Below are 26,021 nucleotides of genomic sequence, written 5' to 3'. Positions count from 1 at the left end.
CGATGGTCGTCAGGGGGTGATGAGTTGGCCGCCGGGTGCGGCGGCCTTGGTGATGAGGTATTCCACCAGGGCCATGAGCACATTCTTGGCGGAGGCGCGATCTCGGGCGTCGCAGAGCAGCACCGGAATGTTCTCGTCGAGGTCGAGGGCGTCGCGGACCTCGACGGGTGTGTAGACCGGCGCGCCTTCGAAGCAGTTGACCGCCACCGTGAATGCCACGCCGCGGCGTTCGAAGAAGTCGATCGCCGCGAACGAGCCCTCCAGTCGCCGGGTGTCGGCCAGCACGACCGCGCCCAGCGCACCACGCGCCAATTCGTCCCAGAGGAACCAGAATCGGTCCTGTCCGGGCGTGCCGAACAGGTAGAGCACCAGGTTCTGGTCGATGGTGATGCGTCCGAAGTCCAGGGCCACCGTGGTGGTGGTCTTGCCCTCCACGCCGCGCAGATCGTCCACGCCCGCCGAGAGTTCGGTGATCAGTTCCTCGGTGCGGAGCGGCGTGATCTCACTGAGCGCCGCCACCATAGTCGTTTTGCCGACGCCGAAACCACCCGCGATGAGAATCTTCACCGAGGCGGCCAGGGGCCGGGAATTGTCAAAGTTTTCGGATGCCATCGAGTACAGCTCGCAAAATGTTGAGGTCTCCGGGCCCCGCGTCGGAGACCGGTGACCGGAAGTTGAGGATGCCGTCGGAGATGAGGTCGCCGACCAGGATTTTGGTCACCGCCAGCGGAAGCCGCAGCGCGGCAGACACTTCGGCGACGGACAACGGGAGTCTGCACAGACGGACGATGTCGCCGTACTCAGGTTCGACACGACGCAGGGGTGGTGCCGCATTGGGTACCACCACCGCTGTGAGCATGTCGAGATCGTGCGCTGCGCCCATGGTTCGACCGCCGGTGCGCGCATACGGGCGCACCAGCGGACCAGCTGCGTCGTCGAACCAATGATCCCCCGGCCGAGCCATCATGAGATCCGGGGGTTGACCTGTCCGGCCAGATGATGGCGCGGCGTGGTGGACAGGTAGGTGCCGACACGCTGCACCGTCAGGTTCATTTCGTAGGCGACCATGCCGAGATTGGCTTGTTCGCTGGCCTGCAGCGCGAGGCAGGCATTGCTGCCGGCCGCGGTCACGAACAGCACTGCCCGATCCAGCTCGATGACCGCCTGGCGGACACCGCCACCGTCGAACCGGGTGCCCGCGCTGCGGGCGAGACCGTAGAGGGTGGAGGACATGGCGCCGAAGTGTTCGGCGTCCTCCCGGCTCATGGCGGAGGAGCGTCCCAGCAGCAACCCGTCGGTGGAGTGCACCACCGCGTGTCGCACACCTGCGAGCCGATCCACCAGATCATCGAGTAGCCAGTTGAGATCACCAGCGTTTGAGGTGGTCACCGTCGCCTTCCTGTCGGTCCTGGAATGGTTTGGACGTCGGCGGGGCCGTACCGGGATCAGCCCGGCGGCCCTGCCTGGTTCCGTTTTCGATGGCGGACATGAGGTCTCGGGCCTGCTCGGCCGTGCGGCTGGGCTGGTCCGACGATTCGGTGGTCGTCGTGTCCTGCGCCAATTCCGGTGCGAGACTTGCCTGCCGGCGCCTACGCGGTAGCGCGGGCCGGGCGTCCGAGCCAGTGTACTGGGAACGATCGAATTCACGTGAGCGGAAACCGATTTCCGGTTCTGGCTGGGGAAACGGTGGCGGACGGTGCGAGTTCGGCTCCGTCGGCGGCTCGTACGGCCGCAGTTGGGGTTCGAAGGTCATCGGGCGCTCCGGGGCTCGGGGTTCGGGCCGGGCCGGGAAGGACGGGGGGAGTGCCGCGGGTGCGGCGGGCGGCTCGAGTTGCCGGGGCTCCTCGAACTGCTGGGCGGCGGCCTCGGCCTGCCGGGCCGTTTCGACCGCCAGGGCGGCGTGGAACTGCCCGGTGTCGAAAGCCGAGGGTACAGCGGGGATTTCACCGGTGCGACCGGTCGACACCGTCAGGTTGTTGGGCACCAGCACGATGGCGCGCACGCCGCCGTAATCGGATTCGGTCAGCCGCACCGAGATGCCGTTGCGGACCGCCAGCTGGGCGACGACGAACATGCCGAGGCGGGAGTCCTCCGACAGCGTATTGACGCCGAAATCCGGTGGGTTGCGCAGCATGTCGTTGATACGGGCGATCTCGGACTCCGGCATGCCCATGCCCTGGTCGACGATTTCGACCGCAATGCCCTTGCCGACCACATTGCCGCGCACCTCGACCTGCGACTGCGGCGGCGAGAAGTGCGAGGCATTGTCGACGAGTTCGGCGAGCAGGTGCACGAGGTCGGCGACCGCGGTGCCTGCGACGGCCACCTCGGGCAGCCGGGCGATCTTGACGCGGGTGTAGTCGAGCGCCTCACCCACACCGCTTCGCACCACCTCGATGAGCTGCACCGGGTTTCGCCACTGCCGGCCGGGCTGACCGCCCGCGAGAATGATCAGGTTCTCGGCATTGCGGCGTTCGCGGGTGGCGAGGTGATCGAGGCGGAAGAAGATCTCCAGCAGCGCTGGATCCTCCTGCTTGGCCTCGGCCTCGTCCAGTACCTCCAGCTGGCGGTGCACTACGACCTGGCTGCGGTGCGCGATATTGAGGAAGACCGCCTTCACACCCTCGCGGGTGCGGGCCTCGGTGACCGCGGCGGTGACGGCGGCGGTGTGCGCGTGGCCGAAGGCCTTGGCCACCTGACCGATCTCGTCGGTGCCGAAGTCCAGTTCCGGTGTCTCGGTGGACACCTCGACCTGCTTGCCGTCGCGCAGCTGCGCCATGATCTCCGGCAGTCGTTCATCGGCGAGCACGAAGGTCTGGTCACGAAGTCGCTTGAGCCGCCGGATGATCCGGTTGGCCAGCACCAGCGCGATGAGGAACGCGGAGGCCGAGACCAGCAGCATGGCCCCGCCGGCGATGGCGGAGTTGCGCGCGCTGGTATCCGCGGCGTCACCGGCCGCGCTCAGCGACTGCTTACTCACCCGGTCCCACTGCTCGAGCAACGACTTGTTGACCGAAGCGACCGCGTCGTGCCACTCCTGCGGGGTGAAGGTCAGTGGCGCGACCGGCAGGGTGGCGCCGGACTTGAGGGGCGCGGCCGTCAGCGGATCGAGTGCACGTGCCATCAGCACGTTCTCCATCATGATCAGCTTCTGCCAGGACGGATCATTGACGAGGCTCGCAGCGGAGTTGTCGCCCTTGCTGCCGTCCGCACCCGCGAGCACACCGACATTGACGCGGTACGCGCCGACCACACGGGTGAACTCGATGGCCAGTTCCGGTGACAGCGTGCCGTTGTTGATCAGCACCTCGGCCAGTGCTGCTGCCCGGGAGAGCATTTCGGAAGCCGAGACGATCTGCAGCGTCTCGGCGGTCCCCATCGCGACCTCGGGATTGGGCGCGGTGGTCTCCACGGCGCGGGTGCCGATCGAGATCAGATCGAGCAGGTGGCCGTAGAACTGGTAGGCATCCGCCAGCGGCAGCGCATTGGCGTCGATCTGGGTGCGCACGGCCGCCAGCGACCGGCTCAGCGTGACGAAGCCGCCGACGTCACCCTTGACGTCCTGGGGGCCGAGCGCCTCCATGTCCTTGGTGGTGCCGGCCATACCGCGCAGCGCGTCGTCGAGCCGAGTCCTGGCCTGCGTCAAGCCTTTCGGATTGGGCTCGTCGCCCGCCAGCTGAGCCAGGGTCAGCTGGCGTTCCAGCTGCACCGAGCTCACCAGTTCCTTGCTGAGCGGTGTGGCGGCGGTGAGTGCGTCCGCCCAATCTCGCGCGTTTGTGCCCTCTACCACCAAATATCCCGCGCCACCCACACCTATCACGAGCAGCGCGAGGCTCGGGACAAGTGCGATGGCGAGAACACGGGTCCGGACCCCGAGCCTCGCTCTGAACATCGGCACAACGTAACGGTCGAACGTCACATAAGTCACTTAGATCCCGTTGAGCGGGAACATGATTGACACCATCAGTGATGCATGCTCCGGTATGAATCATTCAGGCGACTGCGCGCGTGATGAGATATTCGGCGAGCGTGGTCAGTACGGTCTTGCACGAACCGCGGTCGCGCGCATCGCAGAGCAGGATCGGGACCTGCTCGTCGAGATCCAGTGCCACCCGCACTTCTTCGGGGCTGTAGCGCGGCGCACCCTCGAAACAGTTCACGCCGATGGTGAAGCCGATGCCGCGGCGTTCGAAGAAATCGATGGCGGCGAAGGAGTTTTCGAGCCTTCTGGTGTCGACGAGGATGACCGCGCCGAGCGCACCGCGCGCCAGTTCGTCCCAGAGGAACCAGAAACGGTCCTGGCCGGGCGTACCGAAGAGGTACAGCACCAGACCGGCATCGACGGTGATGCGGCCGAAATCCAGGCCCACCGTCGTCGTGGTCTTACCCTCGATACCGGTGAGATCGTCGACGCCCTCGGAGCGTTCGGTAATGATCTCTTCGGTGCGCAGCGGCGTGATCTCGCTGATCGCGCCGACCATGGTGGTCTTGCCGACGCCGAACCCGCCGGCGATCAGAATTTTCACCGATTGGGCGAGCGGCTGGTCCGGCTCGGGGCGGGTCATCTGGGGGCTCAGCCGAATTCGCCGGGGCGCCGGGCGGTGGTGGACAGGAACGTGCCCACTCGCTGCACGGTCATATTCATCTCGTATGCCACCATGCCCATATTCGCGTCGACGCCGGTCTGCAGGGCCAGACAGGCATTCGCGCCCGCGGCGGTGACGAACAGGACCGCGCGATCGAGTTCGATCACCGCCTGGCGGACACCTCCGCCGCCGAATCGGTGTCCGGCACTGCGGGAGAGCCCGTACAGCGTGGAGGACATGGCGGAGAAGTGTTCGGCGTCCTCGCGGCTCATCCGGGTCGAGCGACCCAGAAGCAGGCCGTCGGTGGAGTGGACCACGGCGTGACGCACTCCGGCGAGTTTCTCGACGAGATCGTCGAGTAGCCAGTCGAGGTCACCTGCGGGGGAGGTGTTCACCGTCGCCTTCCTGTCGATAGGTGGTGGGTTTGGGTTGGGTACGCGGATCGATGCGGCGGCCCTGGCGGGTGCCGTTCTCGATGGCGGACATGAGATCTCGGGCCTGCTCGGCGCTGCGGTCGGTGCGCACGGACTCGGCCTCCGGCTCCGGCGGGGCCGGGGCCTGCGCCAATTCCGGTGCGAGACTGGCCTGTCGGCGACGGCGTGGGAGCGAGGGGCGATCACCGTTTTCGGGCACGTCGGCCTCGGGCTGGGTTTCGCGGCCGGTGTCGTACGGCCGCGCGGGCGGCAGGCCGCCGGTCATAGGGGGCCGGGTCTGCGGGGCCGGGGCGCGTGGCGCGCTGCGCAGGGCGGGCAGATCCGCGGTGGGCGGGTTGTATTCCGCGCGCCGCGGTAGCGGCAGTTGTCCGGAGGTGTACTCCGGCGACGGCGTCTCACCGGCGACCAGCGCGGCAGGCACCAGCACGATGGCGCGGATGCCGCCGTAGTCCGATTCGGAGAGCCGCACCGAAATGCCGTGCCGCCCAGCCAGCTGCGACACCACGAACAGGCCCAGCCGGGAGTCCGACGAGAAGCTGGTGATGCCGAAATCGGCAGGCGTGGCCAGCATGGCGTTGATGCGGTGCAGCTCCGCTTCGGGGATGCCCATGCCCTGATCGCTGATCTCCAGGGCCACACCCCGGGCCACAGTGCTACCGGCGACCTGGACATGCGCCTGCGGCGGGGAGAACGAGGTCGCATTGTCGATGAGCTCGGCGAGCAGATGGATCAGGTCGCCGACGGCCCCGCCGACGATGAAAGCCTGTGGCAACCGCCCGGTTCGGACCCGCTTGTAGTCGACGGTCTCACCGACCGCGCTGCGCACCAGTTCCATGAGCGGCACCGGATTGCGCCACTGCCGGCCGGGCTGACCGCCCGCGAGGATCACCAGGTTCTCGGCATTGCGGCGCTCGCGGGTGGCGAGGTGATCGAGCCGGAAGAAGATCTCCAGCACGGCCGGATTCTCCTGGGTGGATTCGGCCTCGTCCAGCAGTTCGAGCTGGCGGTGCACCACGACCTGGCTGCGGTGCGCGATATTGAGGAAGACCGCCTTCACGCCCTCCCGGGTGCGCGATTCGGTGATCGCGGCGGCGACGGCGGCGGCGTGGGCATGGCCGAAAGCCTCTGCCACCTGGCCGATTTCATCGCTGCCGAATTTCAGTGCGGGAGCCTCCGTCTCGATATCGACCTGCTCACCCGCCGCCAGCCTGCGCATGGTTTCGGGGAGATGCTCATCGGCGAGGGCGAAGGTCTCATCACGCAATCGCCGCAGCCGCCGGATGATTCGATTCGCCAGCGCCAGTGCGACGAGGATCGCGCCCAGCGCGACCACCAGCATGCCCGCGCCGGCGAGCAGTGAGTTACGGGTGGTCCGGGCGGCGGCCGTGCTGGCAAGATGTTGGGCCCGCAGGTTCTCCGACTGCCACAGCTCGGCCAGCGCATGATCGACCTCGCCGGCCTTGGCCTGCCAGTCGTCGGTGGTCAGCGGCAGCACGGTGCGCGGTGCGGCAGCGCCTGCGGTACGGGGCAGGGCGCGCTGTGCCAGTACGGTTTCCATCGCACCGAGCTGCTGCCAGGCCGCGCCGCTGGTGAGGGTTTTGGCGGCCGCCGCCTGTTCGGAATCGGTGTCGGTGAGCAGACTTTCGATGCGGGTGCGGTAATAACCGAGCAGGCGTACATATTCGCCGGCCAGGTCCGCGGAGAGCCCCGGGCCGCCATCGATCAGGGCCGCGCCCAGCGCGGTCGCGCGGCTCATGGCCTCCAGGCCCTGTAGAACCGCACCGGCCTGGGCGAGTTCGATGGCGGTGGGTGCGTCCGGTGCCTGCTTCTGTGCGATCTGCACACCGGCGAGCACGAGCTGCGGCATGGCGCTGTAGAAGGCGTCGGCATCGGCGGTGGACAGTGTGGTCGCGTCCGCTCCGGCACGAATCTGGGTGAGCTTTCCGCCCAGATCACCCATGGCCGCCGTGGTGTCGCCCATCGCCTGCGGTCCGATGCTCGACAGCCGGGACTGCGCGGGCGCGATCTGGCGCAGTGCGTTGTCCAGTCGCAGGCGCGCGGTCGCGAGGTCGCGCACATCGATTTCCGCACCGGCCGTGCGCCATTCGGTGAGCTGTCGTTCCAGCTGCACGGCCTCGATGAGTTCACGGGTGGGCGCGACACCAGATTGCAACTCGTCGGCCCAGGTGCGGGCATTGTTGGAATGGTCGATCAAGGTGCCTGCCGCACCGACGCCGATCAGTACCAGCGCGAGACTCGGTACGAGTGCGATGGCCAGAATCCGCGTCCGCACCCCGAGCCGCCTGCTGAGCATTGCCCGAGGGTAGCCATCAGATGGCCGGAAAGGGTGCCCGAGTCCTCTTGAGCGGGACGGGATTTGACGCGCGGACCGTACGTCCGGTATGCCATCTTGGTCGGGGTTTCGCCGGAGAAGTCTCTGAATCCGTTGCGAGAGAATCTTTCTCGTCCACGGTCTGGCCAACCGAGGTCACCACCTGTGTTACGCATCGCGTTTCCTGGTCAGAGGATAGCCGCGCATTCCCGAGCGCGTAGCCGGCTCGCCGTCCGGACGAGCCCAACCTGCCGCGGTGCGGCATTCGCTGGTTCGTGGTGGAGTGATCGCGGCGCTGGTGGTAATCCTGGGGTCGGGCTGCGCACCGGCACCCGACGCAACCGCCCCGGCGCAGGTGTTGACTACGACGTTCGCACCGAAACCGGTTGCGGCCCCGGATGCTTCGATCCCCGTCCTGTCAACGAATAGCACTCACCCGCAACACCACGTTCCACAAGCTCACCAGGAACTCCTGGCGGCATTGTGCGACTCGTCGGCCATATCGATCTTCGAAGGCCCGTCCCCGATCGCCTGCCGCTCAGCCATCTCCCACCGCGTCCTCTCCGCGTGAAAGGTCACAGAGCTGCGAGTATGGGCCATTCACGGAGGCTTGCCGCAAGTCCGGGTGCGCGGTATACGTTGGAATGGGAAAGAAATATCGGGCCTGCGCACCCCTCGTGACGCAGGCCCGATAACTTCCCGGTGGATCAGCTGGCGGAGATGGTCGAGCCGTAGGAGCCGAAGGTGTGGCCCTTGCTGTTGCAGACGAAGCTGCCGTGGAATCCGACTGCGCAGGTGGCTCCCGCGTAGGTGACCGAGGGGCCCCACATGTCGCCGCCTGTGGCCACATCATCGATATTCGGGTTGCCGCCGGGCAGGGTGTAGATGCCCGGAGCGAAGCCGGGGTGAGCCGGAGCCCACGGCACATCGATGACGACCTGGGTGACCGTGAAGGGCATCGGAATATTGGCTCCGGCGACCTGTATGGACATCCATGCCGGTGAGGACAGGTCGCAGCCGACGGTGCCGTCGGTGCCGATGGAGCAGTTGAAGCCGCCGGCCCGGAAGAACAGGGGACCCGGGTCATCGGCCTGGGCGGTCGCGGCGAGCGGAACTGCGGCCAGAACGGCCGCCGCGGTGAGGCCTGCGGCTTTACGCGCAATGCTGGGCATAGAGACAATCCTTCCGAATGGAGAAACTCGATCGTTGCTATTCGGCGGTGCTGCTACTGGGGGATTGTTCGTCGCCTGGCGCTCATTGGTTACAGATTGTTTGCGCGATCCGGCAAAACGGACAGGCAGAGCTTGACTACCGCTGAGCCTGATTACCGCAGCCGGACGGCCAGTTCGTAGATCGGGTCCGTTTCGCCGGCGGTGGACGGGTCGCGCAAGAAGATCTGCCGGGGCGTCCAGTCTGCCTGTTCGTGGTGTCCGAGCAACCACTGGTGCAGCGATTCGAAGCCGAGCGCGGTCATCATGTCGGCCTTGACGATGCGGATGTAGATCTCCCGCCCGGCCGGATCGTCGACCGAGGTCATGGCCGGGAACCGGCCGATCACCTCTTCGGCATCGGATTCGATTACCGGGCAACAGAATTCGACCGGCCCGTCGCTGTCCGCGGTGACTTCACCGCGATAGCGCAGGAAGGGCACGCCCACAATGCCTTCCGGGCGCGGCACACCCGGACCGCCGAATATGGGGAACAGCCGGGTGGCGAATTCGGGAATCTGGTCGGCAGTGAGGTTTTCGGTGGTGCTCAGCAGTGTCCGGGCGGGCATCTCGCGGATCAGTACCTCGTGCATGACGCTCTTCCTTCCAGTCAATTGATCGATGAGGAAGCCGACCAACTGCCGCTTGGCCGCGACCGCCTGTTCCTGCTGACTCCAGTACGTGGCCAGTTCGGCGGCCGCTGCGTCCGGGGAGAGCTCCAGGACCTCCCTGATCCGGGCGAGCGGCATATCCAGTTGCCGCAGCAGCGACACCCGGCGAGCCTTCTCCAGTTGATCAGGGGAGTACCAGCGGTAGCCGGAATCCGGATCGACGCGCACGGGTGGCAGCAGCCGCAACTCGTCGTAGAGCCGCAGGGCCTTCGGCGACAAATGGGCCAGACGCGCGAACGCGCCGATGCTGAGCAGGTCCATGGTCGTCTCCCTCGTTCCGGGCGAACTCCCGGCTGTCCTCACTGTGCGGCCGTCCCCAGGGTCAAGGTCAAGCATGCGGGCACAGAGATCCGGCCGCGTGCGGTGGGATCGACATTTCCGGTCGGAAACCAGACGCGAGCGGCCCGGATCACGGAGTCGGCGGCCGGGAGATTCGGGCGAGGGTAGATTGCCTGTATCCGTGGGTTACTCATAAGTAGGAGGCAACGATGCCCGTGCCGGCAGCCGCAGTATTCGAACGCCTGAAGACGTTCGCGGCGGTGGACACGACCGAGGACCGCGATCACCGGGCGATCACCGAGGTGTTCACCGGGAAGACCCTAGGCACGGTGCCGGTTGGTACCGCCGCCGACGTCACCGCCGCGGTGACCAAAGCCCGTGCCGCCCAGGCGGAATGGGCCGCGCGCCCGGTCAAGGAGCGCGCCGAGGTCTTCAACCGCTATCGGGATCTCGTGGTGGAGAACCGCGAATACCTGATGGATGTGGTGCAGGCCGAAACCGGCAAGGCGCGCTGGGCGGCCCAGGAGGAGATCATGGGCCTGATGATGGCGGCCCGCTATTTCGCCCGCGTCGCACCGCAATTGCTCGCCTCGCACAGCGTGGCCGGCGCCTTCCCGCTGCTGAATCGGGCGGCCGTGCGGCACGTGCCCAAGGGTGTGGTCGGTGTGATCGCCCCATGGAACTACCCCATGCTGTTGTCGATCGGCGATTCGATCCCGGCGCTGCTGGCGGGCAATGCCGTGGTCGTGAAGCCCGACAGCCAGACTCCGTACTCGTCGCTGGCCAATGCCGAACTGTTCGCCCGGGCCGGACTGCCGCGCGATCTGTTCGCCGTGGTCACCGGTCCCGGCACGGTGGTCGGTACCGCGATCGTCGATGTCTGCGACTACCTCATGTTCACCGGTTCCTCCACGACCGGCCGCACGCTGGCCGAGCAGTGCGGCCGCCGCCTCATCGGATTCTCCGCCGAACTCGGTGGCAAGAACCCGATGATCGTCACGGCCGGAGCGAATCTCGACAAGGTGGCCAAGGCCGCGGTGCGCGCCTGCTTCTCCAATGCCGGGCAGCTCTGTATCTCCATCGAGCGTCTGTACGTCGAGAAGTCGGTTGCCCCCGAGTTCGCCGAGAAGTTCGTCGCCGCCGTGCAGGCTGCGAAACTCGGTGCGGCGTACGACTATTCGCAGGATATCGGCAGTCTCATCTCCGAAGCGCAGCTGGAGACGGTCACCAAGCATGTCGCCGACGCTGTCTCCAAGGGCGCGAAGGTGCTGGCGGGCGGCAACCCTCGCCCCGACCTCGGCTCGCTCTTCTTCGAACCGACCGTGCTCACCGACGTCACCGACGCCATGGAGTGCGGTCGCAACGAAACCTTCGGCCCGCTCGTCTCGATCTACCCGGTCGAGAATGTCGAGGAGGCCATCACCCGCGCCAATGACACCGAGTACGGCCTCAATGCCAGTGTGTGGGCAGGCAGCAAGGCCGAAGGCGAACGCATTGCCGAACGCCTGCACGCCGGCACGGTCAATATCGACGAGGGCTACGCCCCCGCCTGGGGCACCACCGGCGCCCCGATGGGCGGCATGGGCATCTCCGGTGTCGGCCGCCGCCACGGACCCGACGGCCTCCTGAAGTTCACCGAACCCCAGACGGTCGTGGTCACCCGCTTCCTGAATCTCGATGCCCCGCCGCTGATTTCGCAGGACAAATGGCAGCCGTTCCTCATGGGTGTCGCCCGCGCGGTCAGGTTCCTCCCCGGCCGCTGATCCGAACGCTGTCGCTCGACGCCGCCACTTCCGTCGGCGGCGTCGAGCGGTGGTGTTATCGAATCAGCGTTACTGGATCAGCCACTCGAGTGCGGGGAACTGGAGTGCGGTGCGCTCCATGCCTTTTCCGTCGACCGAGACGGACGGGCGGATCTGGAGGCGTGAACCGGGCGAGCACGCTTCGAAGTACTCCGGTCCGATGAAACCCAGTGCGTAGCCGTTCTGGAGCTCACCCTTGGTGAGGGGTGCGCCGGACCTGACTCGGAGGGACGATCCTTCCGAGCCGGCGATCTGGCAGGAAATCCACACTGCCTGCCCGACCCTGGCGGCGGGCCATACGGGAAGCCGGACAGTAGCCCCGGCCGTGACCTTGGACAGCGGCAGAACACCCGTTCCGTCCGCTTCCTCGATATCAGGTCCTTGGAGATCGTCGAGCGCCAAGGTGTTTTCCTCCGTCGAATAGTGGGCCGCGGACGACCCGGTGCAGCACAACCTGGCGGAGCCGTAAATATCCAGTCCCGCAGGCGGATTCATACTCGCACCTTTGGCCCGCGCCCGCCGGAGTTGCACACAGGTACGGCGACGCGGCCGGCCCGGAGAAACCGGCCGCGTCACCTCTCATCCGGCCGAATCGGCGCCTCGGCGTGGGGCGGGAGCCGCTTCCAGCACCGCTGCCTCAGCATCGGTGAACAAACGCGACCGGATGATGAAACGGACTCCCTCAGGAGCTTCGAGGGAGAAACCGCTGCCGCGACCTGGCACCACATCGACGGTGAGGTGGGTGTGGCGCCAGTATTCGAACTGATCGGCGCTCATCCAAAACGCGGTTTCCGGGAAGATGCGGCCGAGCAGAACATCTGCTGCCCCCACCCGGAACTCGCCCAGCGGATAACACATCGGCGAGCTGCCGTCACAGCAGCCGCCGGATTGATGGAACATGACCGGGCCGTGCTGGGAGATGAGTCCCTGCAGGACATCGGCGGCGGCATCGGTAATGGCCACCCTGGTGACAGAACTCGTTTTCACTGGACCCCTCCAATAGCGCTCGAAGGCAACGGAAGCGGGCTGCTTCAGAAGAAACCGAGCTTCTTGGGGGAGTAGCTGACAAGCAGGTTCTTGGTCTGCTGGTAGTGGTCGAGCATCATCTTGTGGTTCTCGCGGCCGATGCCGGACTTCTTGTAGCCACCGAACGCCGCATGCGCGGGATAGGCGTGGAAGCAGTTCGTCCACACCCGGCCCGCCTTGATGGCGCGACCCATCCGGTAGGCGGTGGAGCCGTCGCGCGACCACACACCGGCGCCCAGCCCGTAGAGCGTGTCATTGGCGATGGTGACCGCCTCGACCTCATTGTCGAAGCGGGTCACCGCCACCACCGGACCGAAGATCTCCTCTTGGAAGATGCGCATGTCATTGCGCCCCTCGAAGATCGTCGGTTCGATGTAGTACCCATTGGGCAGGCCCTCGACCTTGCGCATCTCGCCGCCGGTGAGCACCTTCGCGCCCTCTTTGCGGCCGATATCGATGTAGGACAGGATCTTTTCGTACTGGTCGTTACTGGCCTGCGCGCCGATCATGGTGGAGTCATCGAGCGGATTGCCGCCCTTGATGGCCTTCGTCCGTTCGATGGCCTTCGCCATGAACTCGTCGTAGATGGAGGAATGCACGAGCGCCCGTGAGGGACACGTACAGACCTCACCCTGGTTCAGCGCGAACATGACAAAGCCTTCGACGGCCTTGTCGAGGAAGTCGTCGTCGGCGGCCATCACATCGGGCATGAAGATATTCGGGCTCTTGCCGCCCAGCTCCAGGGTGACCGGAATGACGTTCTCGCTGGCGTACTGCATGATGAGCCGGCCCGTGGTGGTCTCACCGGTGAACGCGATCTTCGCGACGCGCGGACTGGCGGCCAGCGGCTTGCCCGCTTCCACACCGAATCCATTGACCACGTTGACGACTCCGGGCGGCAACAGATCGGCAATGAGTTCGATGACCAGCAGCAGCGAGGCCGGGGTCTGCTCGGCGGGCTTGATGACCACACAGTTTCCGGCCGCCAGCGCGGGGGCCAGCTTCCAGGCCGCCATGAGAATCGGGAAGTTCCACGGAATGATCTGCCCGACCACGCCGAGCGGTTCCTGGAAGTGGTATGCGATGGTGTCGGCATCGATCTGCGAGATCGAACCCTCCTGTGCGCGAACGGCTCCCGCGAAGTAGCGGAAGTGGTCCACCGTCAAAGGCAGGTCGGCGGCGAGGGTTTCGCGGACCGGTTTGCCGTTCTCCCAGGTTTCGGCGACCGCGAGCTTCTCCAGGTTCGCTTCGATGCGGTCGGCGATGCGGTTGAGAATATTGGCACGATCGGTCACCGAGGTGGCGCCCCAGGCGTCTGCGGCGCGGTGCGCGGCCTCCAGTGCCATATCGATGTCCGCGGCGCTGGAACGCGCTACCTCGCAGAAGGTTTCGCCGTCGATCGGCGAGGGATTGTCGAAATACCGGCCCTCTATCGGGGCTTTCCATTCACCGCCTATGAAATTCTCGTAGCGGCGGGCAAAGCTGACAATACTGCCGTCGGTGCCGGGTTTGGCGTAGATCATGGTCGCGGCTCCTGATCGCATATCTGCGGTGACCGGGGTCACTATGAACCGGCGAGGTTGGCGAGGGGTTGGCGCTGGGTTGGTGAAAAGTAGGCTGTTCAGTGCAACCTTCGCGCAACCTCTCGCCGCCCGTCGGGCGGGTGGTTCGTATTGCCGAAAGAGCCCGTCGCCGAGCCCGTTCGACCGACTAGGCGCGTAAGGCGGTGTGCAGCCGGGCCGCGGCCAGAGCGCGGCGGCTGTCGCCGGGGGTGAGCAGGTGCAGGGCGTGCTCGTGGATCTCGATATCGTCCGGGCAGCGCTGACCGAAGCGCAGGGCATGCTCGGGGTTCCGGTCGGCCAGCACGGCGGTGCGCAGGCAGACGTCGAGATGTTCGCGCCACTGCACGATGCCGGGGATATCGGAATCCGGTAGCAGCGGACCGCGATACACGCGGACGGCGGTGGTGAGGTCGCCCGCTTCCAGCGCCGCCAGTAGTTCGGTGGCGTCGCAGGCGAGGGGATCGGTGAGCATATAGCGGCGGTCGGCGATCTGACCGTCTGTGGCGCGGCGCAGCCGGGAGACATCGGCCTTGAGGGTGCTGGAGGACACCGAACGGTCACCGTAGACGGCGGCGTGCAGGCGCTCCGGGGTGAAGCCCTCCGGCTCCAGCGCCAGCAGCGCGAGGATCTCCAGCTGACGCGGGCGCATGGCCACCTGCTGCCCCTGCTTGTACAACCGTGGCACGCCCAGGCATTCCAGGCGGGTGCGTGCGACCGGACGGGATTGCTCTGCGTGCAAACGTGATTCGATGGCGGTGACCAGCGCCCGGACCGTTGTCAGAATCATCGGGTGCGATCGATCCCAGTAGGTCGACAGATCCAGCACACCCAACTGCCTGCCGTCGGCTGCGCGAATGGGCGCGCAGTAGCAGACCCAGCCGTGCAGGGCCTCCACGAGATGCTCTGCGGCCCATACGGAACTGGGCCGTCCGCTGTGCAGCGACAGGGCGACTCCGCTCGTTCCCATATACGGTTCGTCCCAGCAGCCACCCGGCGCCAGGTTCACCGTTTCGGCCTGCCGCCGCACCGCCCGGTCGCCACAGCTGAACAGCACCGTGCCCACCTCGTCGGTGACGACGGCGATCATTCCGGCATCTTCGGCGATGGCGCGAATCTCACTCGCCAGCTCGGTCACCGGTGTGCGCAGCGGGGATTCGGCCCAGCGCGAACCCAATTCGTCCCGATCGGCGGACGGCGCGACCGCCCGTGCCGGGTCCACCGTACGGAGTGAACGCTCCCACGATTCGACGACTTCGCTGCGCAAAATCGCCACCTCGGAACGCAGTACGGGCGCCGGAGCCGACGGCCTGCCACCACCCACAGCCCAGCGCGACCACACCTTCTCCAACTCCGCACGCTGCAGTGATAGGGCGGGCAGGTGTGTCATCGCGCAAACTCCTCGCGGGGCGACCGGAAATGCGATACCCCATGATGGCGCGCGGTGCCACCACGCGTACCCAGTTCGGCGCAGTCCATGCGTTAATTCGATTCGACCGCCTTCGCAGACTTCGCTATGGCCCCGATCCGCAGGTCCGCTTGACGGATTCGGCTGGCGGACCGCCTGTTTGAGCTCGCGGTGTCGAGGCATTACGTCACCACGAAGACGGACTCGACCAGGAGGTACGAATGTCGGGTGCAGTAATGACAGTGGTCATCATTTTGATTGTGATCGCGGTGGTGGTGCTACTCGGAGTAGCGCTGTGGCCGCGATTGCGGAGCCGGCGCCTGCGTGAGCGGTTCGGCCCCGAGTACGACCGGACCGTGGACGAGTCGCAGAACAAGAGGGTCGCGGAACGTGAACTGGCCGAACGGCAGCGGCGGCACCAGCAGCTGGAACTACGGCCGCTGAGCGATGAGGAGAAGCAGCGCTACAACATGCAGTGGGCGCACGTGCAGGAACAGTTCATCGACGATCCGGCGCGGTCGCTGCAGAATGCCGACCGGCTGCTCACCGCGGTCATGACCGATCGCGGCTATCCCACCGAGGACTACCACCAGCAGTTGGCGGACCTCTCGGTGCAGCACGCCGAACCGCTCGAGCAGTACCGGACCGCGCACGACATCGCCGAACGGGCCGGGCGCGGTGAGGCTTCCACCGAGGACATCCGCGCCGCGATCGTGCACTACCGGGAACTGTTCGTCGACCTACTCGACGACAACCGGGCCGATCAGCCCGCGCGCAACAAGGTCGATCAGACCGCGCAGAACAAGTGAGGCATGGAATGAGCATCGAATCCGAAGAGACGAAGAACGCAGCAGCCGTGCAGAATTCGGTCCACCCGACCGAGGCCGCGGAGCGTGGCAGCCACTCGGCGGCCGTCGCGAACACCCGCATCGAACCGGACAGCGTCACCGATGAGCCCAACGCGGACGACAGCCGAAAGACGGCGTACAGCGATCGCATCGCAGGCGACGACCAAGGCGGCGACGACCGCATCCAGCAGGTTGGCGACCAGCGCGGAACTGACGACCGCACCCAGCAGCTCGGTTCGCAGAGCGGAGTCGGCGACAGCGGCCGGCAGCTCGGCGTGGACGCCGGCGGCCGCCAGCCGAGTGGGCAACGCGGAGTCGGCGACCGCACCCAGCAGCCGATCGAGCAGAGCGGTCTGCGGGAGCTGCGCGATCAGTGGCGGGAAGTGCAGACCATGTTCGTCGACGACCCGCGCGATGCGGTGACTCGGGCCGACGGCCTCATCTCCGGCACCATCCAGGGGCTCACCGACACCTACACGCAGCGCCGCCAGGCCCTCGAAAAGGGCTGGTCCGGCGACAACTCCGCCGATACCGAACAACTGCGGCAGGCGCTGCGCGGCTACCGCGACCTCTTCGATCAGCTGATGACGGCCTCGGCGGGCGGTGCCACGAACATGTAGGACTTCTCCTCGATCCGCTGGCTGATCCGCCACTCGCCATCGACCCGGACGAAGCTGTCGTGGTACCAGAGTCCGCACAGCATCAGACGGCGATGACCGTCCGCACCTTCCACGAGCATGGGATTGTGGCACATGGTGCGGGCGGTGGCGGCGTCGCCTTCGACCCGGATCGAGGAGTTCGCGACCAGGTGCTGGAACGCGGCGAAATTGGGCATGACGGTGGCCAGGAACTGTTTGGTGGATGCGAGATCACCGGCCGGGCCACCCATTGCCGTGTAATCGATATGGGCGCCGACGGTGAAGATCTCGTCCAGCAGGTCCCACTGGTGGGTGTCCACCGCGTGCGAGTAGCGGACCATCAAATCTTGGATCTCCAGGCGGTCCGAAATCTCCTGCAGGGACAGCATGGTTGCCTCCGGGTAGAGCCGATACAACGGTGGTTCGGTGCGCCAGCGTACGGCGGACCGGTAGCTGATCTTGTTGTTTTCCGAAAGTTCTGGGGTGCAATAGATCTCATTCCGGCCCATCGGGCATTGTGGTGCCGTGCCCACCATAACCCTGGAGCAGGTCAGCGCAGGTCACGGAGCAACGCCGCAGTTCACGGCGATCGACGCGGTATTCCCGGCCGGTCGCTGCACGGCGGTGGTCGGCCCGAGCGGCGCGGGCAAGACCACGCTGTTGCGCCTGCTCAACCGGTTCGGTGAACCCAGCGGCGGGCGAATACTGCTCGATAGCGAGCCGATCGCCGAACTGGATGTACTGGCCCTGCGGCGGCGGGTCGGGCTGGTGCCGCAGCGACCGACACTGCTCACCGAAACGGTGCGCGCGGAGGTCCAGGTCGGCCGGGAACTGCCCGATACGAGTATCGGCGAACTGCTGATCCGCGCCGGGTTACCGCCGGGCTTCCTCGACCGGCGTTGTGCGGAGCTGTCCGGGGGAGAGGCACAGCGGGTCTGCCTGGCCCGTGCGCTGGCGGTACAGCCCGAGGTGCTGCTGATGGACGAACCGACCTCGGCGCTCGACGGAGTCTCCGCCGGGGCTGTCGGCGACCTCATTCGCGCGCACACCGCCGACGGCGGCAGCGTTGTACTCGTCAGCCATAACACCGCATTCGTCGCGGAGATCGCCGACGAGGTGTGGTCTCTCACGCAGGGGCAGCTGTCTCGCACCGTACTTCCGCGCCAAACCGGCGCAGGGGAGCAGCAGTGACCACGACCAGCGGTCTCTCCGTTCCCGACTGGCCCGGCGTCGCGGCGTCCCTGCTGCTGGTAGCCCTGGCCGCACTGGTCGCCTACCGGCAGCATCTGCACCTCACCCGGGAGCTCCTGATCGCCGCCGCCCGCGCCGGCGTCCAGCTGATCGCGGTCGGTGCGATCCTGGTGATTCTGTTCCGCCATACCGGACTGCCGGGCGCGCTCGCCTGGGTCGTCCTGATGGTCGTCATCGCGGGCTATGTCGCGGGCCGCCGCGGGGCGGGCCTGCCGCACGCCCGTCGCTCCGCCACCCTCGGCGTGGCCTTCGGCTCTACCGTCACCCTGGGCGCACTGATCCTGCTGGGCGTCATCTCCACTCAGGCGCGGGTCGTGGTGCCGGTGGGCGGCATGATCGTTTCCTCCGCCATGCAGTCCACCGGAATCGCCCTGCGCCGCTTGGTCGAAGACGCGCGTACGGCCCGCGATTCCATCGAAGCCCGTCTGGCTCTTGGCCTCTCGGCTCGTGAGTCGTTCCTCCCGCACCGGCGCTCGGCGTTGCGCACCGCGCTGATTCCCGCCATCGACTCCACCAAGGTGGTCGGACTGATCAGCCTGCCCGGCGCCATGACCGGCCTGATCCTCGCCGGGGTCGATCCGCTGACCGCGATCCGCTATCAGATAGTCGTCATGTATATGCTGCTGGCCGCAACGACTCTCGCCGCGCTGGCCGGTGCCCGCGCCGCCGAGCGCACCCTCTTCGATCCCGCGCAGCGTTTGATCACACTCCCCGGGTAGCCCCAATCCGACTGGGCGGCAGCTTCTTCCCGCGATGTCGATCACTCCACCCTGTCCGGATGTGATTTTCATGCCTTTGACTGGCGGGAATAGCGGTTAGGTCGCAGGATCTGTCTGAAAGGTCGGTATTGTCGTAAGAGCGAGTAAACTGGTTGGGAGATAGGCAGTTTCGATGGAACCAACCGAATTTTTCATGCCGTACGCTGCGGAGGGCCTCAACCCTCTGGAGCTGGAGGCTGAGGCGGGTATGTGGGACTGGCTCGAGAAGTTCGAGCTCGTACCTACCGAATTGACGCGGCGCCGCATGGTCCGCACCAGACCGGCCAGAATGTACGCCCTATGGTGTCCAGCGGCCGGAGTACACGAACTGACACTGCTGAGTCAGTACACCGCATGGGCTTTCGTGGTGGACGATCAGTTCGATATTGAAATACCTGATCCGCAGCGCTGTTTGGACGCCATCACGGCACTCAACGCGGTATTCGACAGTGACAGGCAACCTTCCGGCGTCCTCGCCGTATCCTTTGCCGACCTGTGGCGGCGCCTGTCGGAGGGGCGCTCGCCGGAGTGGCGGGAAAGTGTGCGCGCGGAGATCCGCGACTGGCTGTGGACCTACTACACCGAGAGTGTGGGGCGGCTCTCCGGCAATCTGCCGGACCTGGAGACGTATCGCGCGCATCGCCGAGATGGCGTGGCACTCTTCGTCTTTCTGGATATCAGCGAGCGCGCCGAGGGGGTCGATCTCAGTCCGGCGGCCCGCTATCTGCCGGCCATGCGTAGCCTGCGGGAAGCCGCGGTCGAGCATATGGGGTTGTTCAACGATGTGCTCTCGGTCGCCTCGGACGAGGCGTCGGGGTACCTCTACAACTCGGTACTGCTCGCCGAATACCACTTCGGCCACAGTCGCACCGAGGCGCTGACGCTGGTCAACAATATGCTCACCGAGTGCATCGAGCGCTGCGAGACCGCGCTGGAACGTCTTTCGTCCGAGTTGCACGATGCCGGGGTCAGCGATCGTGACCGCATCGACACCTTGGCCACCGCAAGGAATTACACGGTGTACGTTCGGGCGAATTTCGATTACCACTACCAGGCGGCGCGTTATACGAGCGCGCCGATCGAAGCGCTCGAACATGGGCTGCCACTCACCTGAGCTGCGGCGGAGCGGCTGTTGCCGAACTGAAATCGGTAGGCGGTGCCGCGTTTTCACGCAATCATGGGAGGATTGGCTTCTTCTACGCATGGCCGCCCATCTGCCGCCGGGTGGCTGAGGAGGCCGTGTCCGAGTGAGCGGGGCCGATTATGCGCGCATCGAAACCGACCAGAACATCCACAGGGCAGCACCTCGAAAGCATCCGCCGATGGGCACTGTCCCGCCCGGCGGTGCCGAACCTGACCGGACACAGCGAGATTCGGCAAAGGCCGGCCGACTACGGGCAACACCTCGGCGACAGCGTGGTGGAACGCTCGGCGCGCAAACAGCTCGCCGCCGCCCGAGTCGCCATCGAACCGGTACTGCGGGCGGCAGTCGAATCGTTGTCGGAGCCGCTGAATCATATGGCGGGCTACCACTTCGGCTGGTGTGACACCGACGGCACGCCGGTGACCGGGGTGCAGGGCAAGGCCTTGCGGCCGGCGCTCACCTTCGCCGCCGCCGCGGCCTGCGGCGGCAGCACCGAGCATGCGGTACATGCCGCGGCGGCGGTCGAACTGCTGCACAATTTCTCGCTGGTGCACGACGATGTCATGGATCAGGACCCGTTCCGCCACGGCCGTCCGACGGTCTGGCGGGTCTGGGGCGAGACCAATGCCACCCTGCTGGGAGATGCATTGCAGGCGCTGGCATTGGGAGTGCTGTCCGACGGCGTGCCCGAACCGGTCACGTCCGAGGCGGTCATCCGGCTGGCACGGGCCACCGTCACGCTGTGCCGGGGGCAATACGAGGACTGCGCTTTCGCGAGCCGGTCCACGGTGAGTGTCGAGGAGTACCTGAACATGGCGGCGGGTAAGACCGGCGCACTGCTCGGCTGCGCCTCGGCGCTCGGTGCACTGTGCGCCGGCGCGGACCATCGTGTGGTTTCCGGGATGCACACCTTCGGCAACGAACTCGGTCTGGTGTTCCAGCTTGTTGACGACGCCATCGATATCTGGGGCGATCCGGCGGTGACGGGCAAGCCCGCGCACAGTGATCTCATGCAGCGCAAGCAGTCCTTCCCGGTGGTCAGCGCACTGGCCTCCGATACCGTGCACGGTCGTGAGCTGGCTCGGATCTACCAGGCTCGCCAGCCCATGACCACGCAGCGGGCGGCTCGTGCCGCGGATCTGGTCGAGAAGGCGGGCGGCCGGCAGCACACCCTCGGACGGGCAGCGACCGCGCTGGAAGCGGCTTTGCACGCCTTGCCGCCGGAGGTCGCCGCGGGCGATCTGAAGGCATTGGCGGAGCTGGTCGCGCACAGAGACCGGTAGTCGAACACAAAGAGGATTTATATGTAACCGTCGGTTACACATACTTTTACTCTTACCGAAAATGGGAGGATGCCGCACACGACGGGCAGCGATGTCGTAAACGATAGCACCGCTGCGCGCATGCTGCGGCACCACCCGCACATTGCTCCGAACCGGCTGACTAGCCGAATACCCGCACTCCGCCGACGAACGTCTGTGCCACGCCGGTGTCGGCGATCTCGGCCGGGCTGCGCTCGAACGGATCACGGTCCAGCACAACGAGATCCGCGAGTGCGCCGGTTCGCAGACTGCCGGTGTCGTCGCGCCGATTCACGTATGCCGATCCGGCCGTGTACGCCGCGAGCGCCGTCATGAGGTCCAGACGCTGATCCGGCAACAGTGGTGGCAGGCCCGAGCCCGGGATGACGCGATTGACCGCGGTATGGATTCCGGCCAGCGGATTCGGTTCGCTGACGGGCCAGTCGCTGCCGCAGGCCAAGGTGGCTCCGGCGCGGGCCAAATCGCCGAAGAGGTATTGGCGCTCGGGCAGATCCCCGCCCAGGAAAGGCAGTGTGAGCTCGTCCAGCTGCGGCTCGTGCCCGGCCCAGAGCGGCTGCAGGTTCGCGACCGCGCCGAGGCGGTGGAACCGCGGGATGTCGTCGGGGTGCACGACTTGCAGGTGCGCGAGGTGATGACGATTTCCGCGCGGGCCGTTGGCGTGCAGCGCGGCTTCGATCGCGTCCAGGGACTCCCGGACCGCGCGATCACCGAGCGCGTGGAAGTGCACCTGGAAGTCGTGGGCATCCAGCTCGGTCACATACCCGCGCAACGCCTGCGGGTCGACGAAGCTGAGCCCGGAATTGGCGGTACAGCAGCCGCGGTGATCCTTGTACGGTTCGGTCATGGCGGCGGTGAAGTTCTCCGCTATGCCGTCCTGCATGATCTTGACCGTGTCCAGCCGGAAACGGTCGGTGCCGAACTGCTTGCGGCGCAGCAGCATTCCGGGAATCTGCGCGGCGCCCTGGTCGCGTTCCCACCACTGCGCGCCGGTGACACGGGCGGTGAGCAGGCCGCGTTCGGCGGCGGCGAAGTAGGTGGCCGTGGAGTCGAAGGTGCCGTTGTCGGAGCTGACAATGGCCTCCTGCCAGCCGGTGATACCCAGCGAATGCAGTAGTGCTTGCGCTCGCAGCAGTCCGGCCAGCCGGTCCTGGGGTGTGATGGGTGGCAGTATGCGCTCGACCAGGTCCATCGCTCCCTCCTGCAGCATTCCGGAAGGGGCGCCGGTGTTTTCGCGTTCGATGCGGCCGTCGACCGGATCGGGTGTGCCGGCGGTGAGGCCTGCCAGTTCCAATGCGCGGGTGTTGGCCCAGGCGCCGTGGTAGTCGCGGTTGGTGAGGTACACGGGCCGGTCGGCGACGACGGCATCGAGTTGCGCGCGGGTCGGCAGGCCGCCGGGGAAGCTCTCCATCGACCAGCCGGTGCCGGTGATCCACTTCCGCTCCGGATATGCGGCTGCGTAGGTGGCGATCCGGTGCAGGTACTCGCCCAGATCGGTGGTCCCGCTCAGATCGCAGGCGGCCAGTTCCATGCCCGCGGCGGCCGCATGGACGTGGGCGTCCTGGAATCCGGGTAGCAGCGCGCGTCCGTGCAAATCCACGACTTCGGTACGGGGGCCGATGAATTCGCGCACCTCGGCGTGGCCGACAGCGGAGATGCGCTCGCCGGTGACCGCCAGCGCTGTCGCGCGGCTGCGGGCGGAGTCCATGGTGAGGACACTGCCGCCGGTGAACACGAGGTCGGCGTGGGTCATGCGCTTGCTCCTGACAACGGTGGTGGTCGGAATCAGTTGCCGCGGGCCAGGATTGCCAGCAGCAGTTCGGCGCGGACTCGGGCGCTGTCGAGGTCGCAGCCGAGCAGGCCCTGCGCGATGGTGATGCGTTTGCGCAAGGTGTGGCGGTGTACGCCGGTCGCGGCGGCGGCTGCCTCCCATTGACCATTGGCCTCCAGGTAGGCGCGCAGCGAGATCAGTAGGTCGGTGCCGTGTGCGCTGTCGTGTTCGGTCAGCGGGGTGAGGACGGTGTGCGCGAGGGTGTCGAGCACTCGGCGAGTGGTGTCGAAGGACAGCAGTGAACTGCCCGTGAGAGTGCCGAATTCCGAAGGGGCGCTGCCACGTTCGGCTGCGGAGGCGGCAAGTCCGGCAGCGTCGGCGGCGGTGACCAGTTCCCGTAGCGAGTGTTCGCCGCTCAGCCCGAAGCGCACCGATCGGCGCAGGCCGGGGGCGAGATCGGCAGCCAGTTGACCGGCGAAGGCCACGGGCGCGACGCCGGGCAGCACCACCAGGACACGACGGTCGACGATATGCAGGAACAGGGGATGCCCGGAGCGCACCGCCATGCTTTCGGCAATGGAGCGGACACCGTCGAGGGCCTCGGTCGTATCGCAGTCGGCGGCGAGCACCCGAATCCGGCCGGCGGCGTCGGCGGCCTGCGCCAGATGTGTCCACGCCGGGTTCAGGTCCGCATCGGTGTTCAGCAGCAGGCCCAGCACTGTGCTGTTGAGCCGGTGCTGGGCCTCCCATAGTCGTGCGGGCTTCTCGAAATCGAGGGTCAGCAGCGAATTGGCGTGACCGAGCAGGATCTGATCGACCGCGCTCAGCGGGGCGGTGCTCACGACCACCAGATCGCCGTGCACGCGGCCGCCGACGCCGATGCGCTGATGGGTGATCGTATGACCGGACGCGTCGGTGGCCACGCCGCTCGCGCCCGCCGATCGGTCGGCAGCCAGGGCGGTGCGCACCGTGTGCAGCAGTTCCTCGTTCGGGGCGGCGGGGTGCACGTCGGTGACGCGGGCATTCGCGTCCAGTACCAGGACGGTCGCGCGCAGGGAGGTGGCCAACTCGCGGACGATGGCACGGGCACCGGAGCGCACCAGTGCCCGCGTCATGCGCGGCTGGGCGCGGGAGGCGCGCAGCAGGTCGTCGTGCTGGAGTTGTGCCGCCCGCTCGGTGATGCGTTTGACGATTGCCGCGAACGGGGTGGGCAGGGGGACTTCCAAGAGTGGGATACCGATGTCGTCGGCGGCCGCGACCAGATCGGCGGGCACATCCGGATGGGTGAGCCCGATGCCGAAACCGACTGCGGCAACACCACGTTGGTTGAGGCGGCGCAGGTAGGTGGCCCGGCCCGCTGCCGATCCTGGAAGGTGCATACCCGTGGTGAGGACGAGTTCGCCACCGGACAACCAGCGGAAGGGATTCTCCAACTCCGTCGTCACCACGAGGTCGATGGTCCGCCCGATACCCGCGGCCCCGCCACGCAGCGGGATCGACAGATCGGGCTGCGACAGAATCCAGCTGACGGGAACGGCCACCGGCTGAGTCTACGGGCGGTCCCTATGGACACCGTGTCGAAGACACGCTAGCCAGATCGCCATTTCGGCACACACGTACCGGCGAGTCCTCGGTGGATGAGATCAGCCGATCAGATCAGGGCCTATATTTGCCCGCTCGTCCTGCGCTGTCCGTTTCTGACCATGACGGGTCCACTTTCAACCTCGCCGAACGCCGGTCGGACGAAGACCATGGATGAGCGGCGAAGCGAGCCTGCGAGCCGACCCACCATCAGCACTCACCACAGAAGGACCACGTCATGGACACCCGGATCACCGACCCCGCCCAGCTCCCCGCCCTGTTCGAAGAGCGCCTGAACGCAGGCGACGTCGACGGCGTCCTGGCACTCTTCGCCCCCGACGCAGCCATGCGCACCACCACCGGAACCGTCATCACCGGCGAGGAAGCCCTGCACCAGGAAATCACCGGCACAGTCGCCGCAGGCGCACACCTCTCCAACACCCCACGCCACGCCTTGATCGGCGCAGACACAGCCCTGCTGGTAACCGACTGGGCAATGGAAATCAACACCCCAGACGGCACCCGCATCTCACCCACCGGCACCACCGCCAACATCGCCCGCCAACTCGACAACGGCCAATGGCGCTTCGCCGTCCTCAACCCCCTGGGCACAGCCTAACCGGCCCCCACCAGGCAACACCCCTCACGAGAATAGAACTGCCCCAACGTCATTGATCCAAGCCCCGAAACGACCCCACAGACCCGAAGTGCCGAGGCGGGCAGCGGCTTGTAGCACCGACGGGACGAAACCTGTCGGTGGCACCGGGGGTGGGGAATCCTGTTGTTGCGGTGGGGGTATTGCGGTCCGCGGGGCGAACCATTCTCGCAGGGGTGGGGTGAAACGGAAGAACCAAGCCGGGCCACGGTTTGTAACACCGACAGGGTCAACCTGTCGGTGACACCGGGGCGGGAAACCTATTGTCGTGCCGGGGGTGTGGTGGTTCGGCGGGCGATCCGGTCCTGAACCGGTTGCGGGCGCACCGGATTACAGAAACTGCGGGCACGCACCGACGGTGGGACAGCGGTCAGCATCTCAGCAGGGTGATGCAGGTGATTGACCTGCGGAGTCCCGGACGGATCGACATGCGCAGGGGCGATCCACGCGGTGCGGCCCGGGAAATCCGACTCCGGACCCAGTTTGATCGTTGTCCAGCCGCGCGGGCCGTCCTTGACCAAGGCATGGCAGTGATCGCACGCCAAGGTCAGGTTTTCGATATCGGTGCGGCCGCCCTTGCTGAACTCGGTCACATGATGCACCGCGCACATGCTCGACAGTGCTGTGCAGCCCGGGCGGGTGCACCCGCGTTCGGTCGCGATCAACGCCAACCGCTGTGCCGGGTTCGCCAACCGGGCTTCCCCGATATGCAACGGCATCCCGTTCTTGTCCTTCACCAGCACGAACGTCT

Annotated in this window: 25 protein-coding genes; 8 read left to right on the top strand and 17 right to left on the bottom strand. The window is 66.5% G+C overall.

Translation table 11 applies throughout. From position 1 onward, the window contains the following. Positions 1 to 9: 9 nt before the first annotated feature. The 9 genes from JWN03_RS35735 to JWN03_RS35695 form a co-directional block, all read right to left on the bottom strand. A complete protein-coding gene (locus JWN03_RS35735; RefSeq protein WP_297624611.1) occupies positions 10 to 612 on the bottom strand; it encodes a GTP-binding protein in 603 nt (200 codons plus the stop codon). Next, positions 593 to 964, bottom strand: coding sequence for a DUF742 domain-containing protein (locus JWN03_RS35730; protein ID WP_297624609.1), 372 nt, complete (start codon positions 962 to 964; stop codon positions 593 to 595). Before JWN03_RS35730 ends, JWN03_RS35735 begins: the two co-directional genes overlap by 20 nt. Then, positions 964 to 1,389, bottom strand: coding sequence for a roadblock/LC7 domain-containing protein (locus JWN03_RS35725; protein ID WP_297624606.1), 426 nt, complete (start codon positions 1,387 to 1,389; stop codon positions 964 to 966). The genes JWN03_RS35730 and JWN03_RS35725 overlap by 1 nt, the downstream gene beginning before the upstream one ends. After that, positions 1,367 to 3,892: a sensor histidine kinase gene (locus JWN03_RS35720; RefSeq protein WP_297624604.1), complete on the bottom strand. Its 2,526-nt coding sequence runs from the start codon at positions 3,890 to 3,892 to the stop codon at positions 1,367 to 1,369. The genes JWN03_RS35725 and JWN03_RS35720 overlap by 23 nt, the downstream gene beginning before the upstream one ends. Positions 3,893 to 3,992: 100 nt before the next feature. After that, positions 3,993 to 4,565, bottom strand: a complete 573-nt coding sequence (locus JWN03_RS35715) for a GTP-binding protein (RefSeq protein WP_297624601.1) — start codon at positions 4,563 to 4,565, stop codon at positions 3,993 to 3,995. Positions 4,566 to 4,573: 8 nt separating this feature from the next. Next, on the bottom strand, positions 4,574 to 4,981 hold the full coding sequence (locus JWN03_RS35710) for a roadblock/LC7 domain-containing protein (RefSeq protein ID WP_297624599.1): 408 nt from the start codon (positions 4,979 to 4,981) through the stop codon (positions 4,574 to 4,576). Continuing rightward, positions 4,959 to 7,334 carry a sensor histidine kinase gene (locus JWN03_RS35705; RefSeq protein WP_297624596.1) on the bottom strand — a complete coding sequence of 792 codons (2,376 nt, stop codon included), beginning with the start codon at positions 7,332 to 7,334 and terminating at the stop codon, positions 4,959 to 4,961. The genes JWN03_RS35710 and JWN03_RS35705 overlap by 23 nt, the downstream gene beginning before the upstream one ends. Positions 7,335 to 8,059: 725 nt before the next feature. Further along, the gene (locus tag JWN03_RS35700; RefSeq protein ID WP_297624592.1) at positions 8,060 to 8,524 is read right to left on the bottom strand and encodes a hypothetical protein; all 465 of its coding nucleotides are present in this window, start codon (positions 8,522 to 8,524) and stop codon (positions 8,060 to 8,062) included. Positions 8,525 to 8,676: 152 nt separating this feature from the next. Then, positions 8,677 to 9,492: a MerR family transcriptional regulator gene (locus tag JWN03_RS35695; protein ID WP_297624589.1), complete on the bottom strand. Its 816-nt coding sequence runs from the start codon at positions 9,490 to 9,492 to the stop codon at positions 8,677 to 8,679. A gap of 227 nt (positions 9,493 to 9,719) precedes the next feature. Here JWN03_RS35695 and JWN03_RS35690 point away from each other — a divergent pair, with 227 nt between their 5' ends. Further along, positions 9,720 to 11,273: a succinic semialdehyde dehydrogenase gene (locus JWN03_RS35690; RefSeq protein WP_297624586.1), complete on the top strand. Its 1,554-nt coding sequence runs from the start codon at positions 9,720 to 9,722 to the stop codon at positions 11,271 to 11,273. A gap of 69 nt (positions 11,274 to 11,342) precedes the next feature. Here the strand turns inward: JWN03_RS35690 and JWN03_RS35685 are convergent, their stop codons facing one another. The 4 genes from JWN03_RS35685 to JWN03_RS35670 form a co-directional block, all read right to left on the bottom strand. Then, the gene (locus JWN03_RS35685; protein ID WP_297624583.1) at positions 11,343 to 11,807 is read right to left on the bottom strand and encodes a hypothetical protein; all 465 of its coding nucleotides are present in this window, start codon (positions 11,805 to 11,807) and stop codon (positions 11,343 to 11,345) included. Between the two features lie 84 nt (positions 11,808 to 11,891). Further along, positions 11,892 to 12,299, bottom strand: a complete 408-nt coding sequence (locus JWN03_RS35680) for a DUF779 domain-containing protein (protein WP_297624580.1) — start codon at positions 12,297 to 12,299, stop codon at positions 11,892 to 11,894. Between the two features lie 44 nt (positions 12,300 to 12,343). Continuing rightward, positions 12,344 to 13,861 carry an aldehyde dehydrogenase gene (gene adh, locus JWN03_RS35675; protein WP_297624577.1) on the bottom strand — a complete coding sequence of 506 codons (1,518 nt, stop codon included), beginning with the start codon at positions 13,859 to 13,861 and terminating at the stop codon, positions 12,344 to 12,346. Positions 13,862 to 14,048: 187 nt separating this feature from the next. Next, complete coding sequence (locus JWN03_RS35670) at positions 14,049 to 15,287, bottom strand: transcriptional regulator (RefSeq protein ID WP_297624574.1); 1,239 nt, start codon at positions 15,285 to 15,287, stop codon at positions 14,049 to 14,051. A 239-nt stretch (positions 15,288 to 15,526) separates the two neighbouring features. Here JWN03_RS35670 and JWN03_RS35665 point away from each other — a divergent pair, with 239 nt between their 5' ends. Both JWN03_RS35665 and JWN03_RS35660 read left to right on the top strand, forming a co-directional pair. Beyond that, a complete protein-coding gene (locus JWN03_RS35665; protein ID WP_297624571.1) occupies positions 15,527 to 16,114 on the top strand; it encodes a hypothetical protein in 588 nt (195 codons plus the stop codon). 8 nt (positions 16,115 to 16,122) lie between these two features. After that, positions 16,123 to 16,773 (top strand): hypothetical protein, encoded by a 651-nt coding sequence (locus tag JWN03_RS35660; protein WP_297624568.1) that lies wholly within the window; start codon positions 16,123 to 16,125, stop codon positions 16,771 to 16,773. Here JWN03_RS35660 and JWN03_RS35655 read toward each other — a convergent pair. After that, a complete protein-coding gene (locus tag JWN03_RS35655) occupies positions 16,731 to 17,180 on the bottom strand; it encodes a nuclear transport factor 2 family protein (RefSeq protein ID WP_297624691.1) in 450 nt (149 codons plus the stop codon). The two genes, JWN03_RS35660 and JWN03_RS35655, sit on opposite strands and share 43 nt — an antisense overlap. Before the next feature lie 136 nt (positions 17,181 to 17,316). Between JWN03_RS35655 and JWN03_RS35650 the strand changes: the two genes are divergently transcribed. From JWN03_RS35650 to JWN03_RS35635, 4 genes are all read left to right on the top strand, one after another. Continuing rightward, positions 17,317 to 17,982 (top strand): ABC transporter ATP-binding protein, encoded by a 666-nt coding sequence (locus JWN03_RS35650; RefSeq protein WP_297624567.1) that lies wholly within the window; start codon positions 17,317 to 17,319, stop codon positions 17,980 to 17,982. Next, a complete protein-coding gene (locus JWN03_RS35645; protein ID WP_297624564.1) occupies positions 17,979 to 18,761 on the top strand; it encodes an ABC transporter permease in 783 nt (260 codons plus the stop codon). The genes JWN03_RS35650 and JWN03_RS35645 overlap by 4 nt, the downstream gene beginning before the upstream one ends. 172 nt (positions 18,762 to 18,933) lie before the next feature. Continuing rightward, positions 18,934 to 19,914, top strand: coding sequence for a terpene synthase family protein (locus tag JWN03_RS35640; protein WP_297624561.1), 981 nt, complete (start codon positions 18,934 to 18,936; stop codon positions 19,912 to 19,914). A 257-nt stretch (positions 19,915 to 20,171) separates the two neighbouring features. Further along, complete coding sequence (locus JWN03_RS35635; RefSeq protein WP_441343125.1) at positions 20,172 to 21,227, top strand: polyprenyl synthetase family protein; 1,056 nt, start codon at positions 20,172 to 20,174, stop codon at positions 21,225 to 21,227. A 160-nt stretch (positions 21,228 to 21,387) separates the two neighbouring features. On the opposite strand, the gene JWN03_RS35630 is transcribed toward JWN03_RS35635, so the two are convergent. Continuing rightward, positions 21,388 to 23,016: an amidohydrolase gene (locus tag JWN03_RS35630; RefSeq protein ID WP_297624555.1), complete on the bottom strand. Its 1,629-nt coding sequence runs from the start codon at positions 23,014 to 23,016 to the stop codon at positions 21,388 to 21,390. Between the two features lie 32 nt (positions 23,017 to 23,048). Continuing rightward, entirely contained in the window at positions 23,049 to 24,575 is a 1,527-nt protein-coding gene (locus JWN03_RS35625) for a PucR family transcriptional regulator (protein ID WP_297624552.1), read from the bottom strand. A gap of 278 nt (positions 24,576 to 24,853) precedes the next feature. Here JWN03_RS35625 and JWN03_RS35620 point away from each other — a divergent pair, with 278 nt between their 5' ends. After that, complete coding sequence (locus tag JWN03_RS35620; protein WP_297624549.1) at positions 24,854 to 25,234, top strand: YybH family protein; 381 nt, start codon at positions 24,854 to 24,856, stop codon at positions 25,232 to 25,234. Between the two features lie 296 nt (positions 25,235 to 25,530). Here the strand turns inward: JWN03_RS35620 and JWN03_RS35615 are convergent. After that, positions 25,531 to 26,021, bottom strand: a 491-nt coding sequence (locus JWN03_RS35615) for an HNH endonuclease signature motif containing protein (RefSeq protein ID WP_297624546.1), incomplete at its 5' end; no start/stop codon positions are given.

This window comes from Nocardia sp. (genome assembly GCF_025465275.1).
In the GTDB taxonomy this organism is placed as follows: Bacteria; Actinomycetota; Actinomycetes; order Mycobacteriales; family Mycobacteriaceae; genus Nocardia.
The sequence above is the reverse complement of the archived record's forward strand: the minus strand, read 5'-3'. Positions and strand labels throughout refer to the sequence as shown.

Coding starts and splice junctions, on each gene's coding strand:
- JWN03_RS35735 (WP_297624611.1), bottom strand. CDS start 612: ATGGCATCCGAAAACTTTGACAATTCCCGGCCCCTGGCCGCCTCGGTG.
- JWN03_RS35730 (WP_297624609.1), bottom strand. CDS start 964: ATGGCTCGGCCGGGGGATCATTGGTTCGACGACGCAGCTGGTCCGCTG.
- JWN03_RS35720 (WP_297624604.1), bottom strand. CDS start 3,892: ATGTTCAGAGCGAGGCTCGGGGTCCGGACCCGTGTTCTCGCCATCGCA.
- JWN03_RS35715 (WP_297624601.1), bottom strand. CDS start 4,565: ATGACCCGCCCCGAGCCGGACCAGCCGCTCGCCCAATCGGTGAAAATT.
- JWN03_RS35705 (WP_297624596.1), bottom strand. CDS start 7,334: ATGCTCAGCAGGCGGCTCGGGGTGCGGACGCGGATTCTGGCCATCGCA.
- JWN03_RS35700 (WP_297624592.1), bottom strand. CDS start 8,524: ATGCCCAGCATTGCGCGTAAAGCCGCAGGCCTCACCGCGGCGGCCGTT.
- JWN03_RS35695 (WP_297624589.1), bottom strand. CDS start 9,492: ATGGACCTGCTCAGCATCGGCGCGTTCGCGCGTCTGGCCCATTTGTCG.
- JWN03_RS35690 (WP_297624586.1), top strand. CDS start 9,720: ATGCCCGTGCCGGCAGCCGCAGTATTCGAACGCCTGAAGACGTTCGCG.
- JWN03_RS35685 (WP_297624583.1), bottom strand. CDS start 11,807: ATGAATCCGCCTGCGGGACTGGATATTTACGGCTCCGCCAGGTTGTGC.
- adh (WP_297624577.1), bottom strand. CDS start 13,861: ATGATCTACGCCAAACCCGGCACCGACGGCAGTATTGTCAGCTTTGCC.
- JWN03_RS35670 (WP_297624574.1), bottom strand. CDS start 15,287: ATGACACACCTGCCCGCCCTATCACTGCAGCGTGCGGAGTTGGAGAAG.
- JWN03_RS35665 (WP_297624571.1), top strand. CDS start 15,527: ATGTCGGGTGCAGTAATGACAGTGGTCATCATTTTGATTGTGATCGCG.
- JWN03_RS35660 (WP_297624568.1), top strand. CDS start 16,123: ATGAGCATCGAATCCGAAGAGACGAAGAACGCAGCAGCCGTGCAGAAT.
- JWN03_RS35655 (WP_297624691.1), bottom strand. CDS start 17,180: ATGCTGTCCCTGCAGGAGATTTCGGACCGCCTGGAGATCCAAGATTTG.
- JWN03_RS35640 (WP_297624561.1), top strand. CDS start 18,934: ATGGAACCAACCGAATTTTTCATGCCGTACGCTGCGGAGGGCCTCAAC.
- JWN03_RS35630 (WP_297624555.1), bottom strand. CDS start 23,016: ATGACCCACGCCGACCTCGTGTTCACCGGCGGCAGTGTCCTCACCATG.
- JWN03_RS35620 (WP_297624549.1), top strand. CDS start 24,854: ATGGACACCCGGATCACCGACCCCGCCCAGCTCCCCGCCCTGTTCGAA.